Below are 278 nucleotides of genomic sequence, written 5' to 3'. Positions count from 1 at the left end.
GACCAGCTGCCCGCGCGCTTGGACGAGTTGGATCCGGATGACGATCTCTTCGTGATTTGCCGCACCGGTGGCCGCTCGTTCCGCGCTGTGCAATGGCTTGTGGGGCTCGGCTACTCCGCCGTCAACGTCGCCGGTGGCATGGATATGTGGTTCGAGGCAGGCAAGCCGATGGTCTCGGATAACGGCCTCAAGCCCGTGGTCCTCTAATTTCAGGCCACTTCAGGTATATAACCCATAAGGACTATTGAATGTCGCCAGCCACCTACGCTTTCCTTGGC

The 278-nt window shown here is 59.4% G+C and carries 1 protein-coding gene; it reads left to right on the top strand.

Going from position 1 to position 278, the window contains the following annotated elements:
- On the top strand, nt 1–207 hold a 207-nt coding region (locus tag SB764_RS39655), incomplete at its 5' end, for a rhodanese-like domain-containing protein (RefSeq protein ID WP_410866704.1).
- Nucleotides 208–278: the final 71 nt, after the last annotated feature.

Source organism: Paraburkholderia sp. SIMBA_027, from assembly GCF_046535315.1.
GTDB classification, from domain to species: Bacteria; Pseudomonadota; Gammaproteobacteria; order Burkholderiales; family Burkholderiaceae; genus Paraburkholderia; species Paraburkholderia tropica.
Note: the sequence above shows the minus strand (reverse complement) of the source record. Positions and strands in the feature narration are given on the sequence as shown.